This is a genomic window from Xanthobacter sp. BG11Y11_SDJG, assembly GCF_057364445.1.
The window spans coordinates 1-3,426 of sequence record NZ_JBNFNU010000430.1; the positions used below are offsets into that span (position 1 = coordinate 1).

The window sequence follows — 3,426 nt, forward strand, 5'->3', positions numbered from 1 at the left end:
TGGTGTCCGGCACCGTGCCCGGCGCCCTGGGACGTTGTAGCCGGGTTCGCCGCCCGCCGCCCGCTTGCGCTTCAGCTCGGCGAGGAACACCGGATGCATGCCGCCGTCGCGGCCGGTGCGCACGGGGGCGACCGGCGCGGTCTGCGACAGCTCCGCCACCAGCGCCTCATCGACGCGGGCCTTGGCGGCGACCGACTGGGCCACCTGCTCGTCCACCCTGTAGGGCGGGCAGGCCTCCTGGGCGTTGAAGGTCCTGCCCGGCTCCGGCTCGGCGCCGAACACGTAGCGGCGCTCGCAGACGTTCACCTTCGGCACCTGCCGCGTCACCTCGAACTGGTCGTAGCCCTCCTTCAGGTTCCGCCAGAAGGGCATGTTCGGGTTCTTGCGGTTCTCGGCGAGGTTCTTCGGCGTCATGTGGAAGGGGTAGGCCTGCACCTGGAACGCGGTCTGGCCGCCGGCGAAGCTCTCGCGGGCGAGCGAGAAAATCTCCGAGATCTGCTCGTCGGTCATGGCGTAGCAGCCGGCGGACGAGCAGTCCCCGTGCACCATGAGGAACTCGCCGGTGCGCCCATAGGCGCGGTCAACGCGTTCGGGAAGCCGAGATTGAAGGAGAGGTAGTAGCTGGAGTTCGGGTTCATCTGCCCCGGGGTGATGGTGTAGAAGCCTTCCGGCGCCTGGCGGTCGCCCACCCTCACCTTCGGCCCCAGCTCGCCCGACCAGCGGCAGATGGGATAGGTCTTCAGCAGCGCGTACTTGCCGTCCGTGGTCTCCTTCCAGACCTCCAGCTCGGCCTCCTTCTTGAAGATGCGCACCAGGATCGGGCTGGACGGCTCCATCTTCTTCTGGGCGATCAGCGAGAGCATCTGCGGCGACAGCGGCTTGTTGGCCTTGCGCGACGCATCGTCGGTCTGGGAACAGGCCGAAAGCGCAAGCGCCAGCGACGCGGCGAGGACCGCCGCGCGGGCACGGGCTCCAACATTCGTCAGCGGACGGCGCAACGCAGAACTCCCAACGTCCGGATCGGACCAGAAGAGGCCAGAAGAGGACGCCACGTCCATCGGTAAGACCCTGTAGCGTTGACAAATGGTTACCGCAAGCCGTCCGCGCTTGCCGCGCGTCGCCGCAACCGACTGTGCGGGCTCGCCTTTCCGCGCCGGGGCGCGGACCTGCGACCTTCCGCCGTTCACGACATCGCGAGGTGCAAGGCAAGCCGACAAATGCGGCCGGCATGAGACCGGCCGCCACCGCAGGCATGCGGCGGTGGCGTGCGCGGCTCGTTCCGGCACCGGCCACACCGCGCCGCCGCTCCAAGGCCGTTCCGCAGCGGCGCGGCATGACCTATGAGAAGTCACCTTCTTGGCCATCACGGACCCGCCGCGGCGCCCGCGCCGGCGGCACGACCATCGGGAGACGAACCATGGATTTCGGACTTGAGGCGCGGACCGCCCTGGTGCTCGGCGCAAGCGGCGGCCTCGGCGGCGCCATCGCCGTCTCGCTCGGGCGCGAGGGCGCCCGCGTCGCGCTCGCCGGGCGCCAACGTGGAGGCCCTGGAACGCACCGCCGCCGCGGTGGAGGCCGGGGGCGGCACGGCGCTGGTGCTGCCGTTCGACCTCGCCGACCACGGCGCCATCGACGGCGCCATCGGCAAGGTGGAGGCGACGCTTGGCCCGGTGGACATCCTCGTGAACAACACCGGCGGCCCGCCGCCCACGCCCGCCGCCGGCCAGCCCATCGAGCTGTGGGAAAGAATTTCCGCTCCATGGTGCTGTCGGTGATCGCGGTCACCGACCGCATCCTGCCCGGCATGCGGGCGCGCCAATGGGGCCGCATCATCACCGTCACGTCTTCCGGCACCATCGCGCCGATCCCCAATCTCGCCATGTCCAACACCCTGCGCGTTGCACTCACCGGCTGGTCGAAGACGCTGGCGCGGGAAGTGGCGCAGGACGGCATCACCGTGAACACGCTGGTGCCGGGCCGCATCGCCACCGACCGCGTGGCGTTCCTGGACGAGGCAGCAGCCAAGCGCGAGGGCATCGACGTCGACGAGGTCCGGGTCCGCGCCCGTGCGAGCATCCCGGCGGGGCGCTACGGCCGGCCGGAGGAATTCGGCGACGCGGCCTGCTTCCTCGCCAGCAATCAGGCCTCCTTCATCACCGGCTCCATGATCCGGGTGGACGGCGGCCAGATTCCAAACCTGTAACGGCGCGGCGGCCGGCGCGTCTTCGCGCGGAACCATCTGGAGAAACGCCTGTTTACCTTTTGTCACAGGCCCGCCCTTGTGGCCGGGCCAGACCAACTGGCAGTCTTTCGGCCAGCAGGGCGGCGCATCACAATTGGAGACAATTGCGGATGGCCGATGCGTTCCAGGTAACGTCCAAGAGCGTCCTGTTCATCACAGTCGACTCGTGTCGATATGATACGTTCCTGGCGTCCCGGACGCCGGCCATGGATCAGGTGTCGGCGACGTTCCGGGCGCAGGCGCCGTGCCATTTTACCTATGGCTCCCATGCCGCCATGTTCGTGGGCTTCACGCCCGGCGTGGCGGATCTGCCGGTGCCGTTCCTCAATCCGAAGTTCGCGCGGCTGTTCCGGCTCGGCCGGGCCGGCCATGCGGGGCACGGCACCGCCGGCTTCACGGTGGACGGCGACGACATCGTCGCCGGCTTCCGCAAGGCGGGGTATCATACGGTGGGAACGGGCGCGGCCGGCTGGTTCGACGGATCGACCCCGGTCTCACGCCGTCTCACCGGAAATTTCAAGCAATTCCGCTTCACCGGCCATGCCGGGGTGCGCCAGCAGCTTGCCTTCGTGAAGAAGTCGCTGGCGCGGCGGTGGCGCGACGACGCTTTCGTGTTCATCAATGTGGGCGAGACCCATGTGCCCTATCATTCGAGGCGCGCCCTGGCCGGCGGAGGACAATCCGTGCCGCCCGTTCCAGGCCGAGGACCGTGCCGACACCTGCCGCACGCGCCAGCGCCAGTGCCTGGAATATGTCGATGACGTGCTGGCGCCGCTGATCGCGGCGTTCGCCCACGCGACGATCGTCATCTGCGCCGACCACGGCGACTGCTGGGGCGAGGACGGCTTGTGGGAACACGGCATCAGCCATCCCATGACGCTCACCGTGCCGCTGCTCATCCGCTACCGGGGCCAGCCGCTGGAGGAGGCTGTGGCGCTGCCCGAGGCGGTCCTCGGCCGGCTCGATCGCGAGGCGGCGCCGCAGCCCGTGGCCTGACCCCCAACGCGCAATTGGCCGGGAAAGGAAAGCCCGCGCCGGAAATCGCATTCAACGCTGCCGCGAATTGCTCTAGATGGAGCGACTCGAGGGGGGAATTCCCATGCGTTGGATGATTCTTGGCCGCCGCGCTCGTCATGCCGGCCGCCGCGCTGGCGCAGGACGGCGCTCACGCCGCCGCCCGGACC

The 3,426-nt window shown here is 69.2% G+C and carries 2 protein-coding genes and 2 pseudogenes; 3 read left to right on the top strand and 1 reads right to left on the bottom strand.

The features are described from left to right. A pseudogene (locus tag AC2W7M_RS22270) lies at positions 1-1,058 on the bottom strand (hypothetical protein); the annotation flags it as partial. A 359-nt stretch (positions 1,059-1,417) separates the two neighbouring features. On the opposite strand from AC2W7M_RS22270, the pseudogene AC2W7M_RS22275 reads away from it, so the two are divergent. The 3 genes and pseudogenes from AC2W7M_RS22275 (at position 1,418) to AC2W7M_RS22285 (ending at position 3,238) form a co-directional block, all read left to right on the top strand. After that, positions 1,418-2,203, top strand: a pseudogene (locus AC2W7M_RS22275) (SDR family oxidoreductase). Positions 2,204-2,448: 245 nt separating this feature from the next. Then, positions 2,449-3,003: a hypothetical protein gene (locus tag AC2W7M_RS22280; RefSeq protein WP_486134996.1), complete on the top strand. Its 555-nt coding sequence runs from the start codon at positions 2,449-2,451 to the stop codon at positions 3,001-3,003. Between the two features lies 1 nt (position 3,004). Continuing rightward, positions 3,005-3,238: a hypothetical protein gene (locus AC2W7M_RS22285; protein WP_486134997.1), complete on the top strand. Its 234-nt coding sequence runs from the start codon at positions 3,005-3,007 to the stop codon at positions 3,236-3,238. Positions 3,239-3,426: the final 188 nt, after the last annotated feature.

Excerpts from the sequence above, each read along its gene's own strand:
- AC2W7M_RS22280 (WP_486134996.1), top strand. The coding sequence starts at position 2,449 with ATGGATCAGGTGTCGGCGACGTTCCGGGCGCAGGCGCCGTGCCATTTT.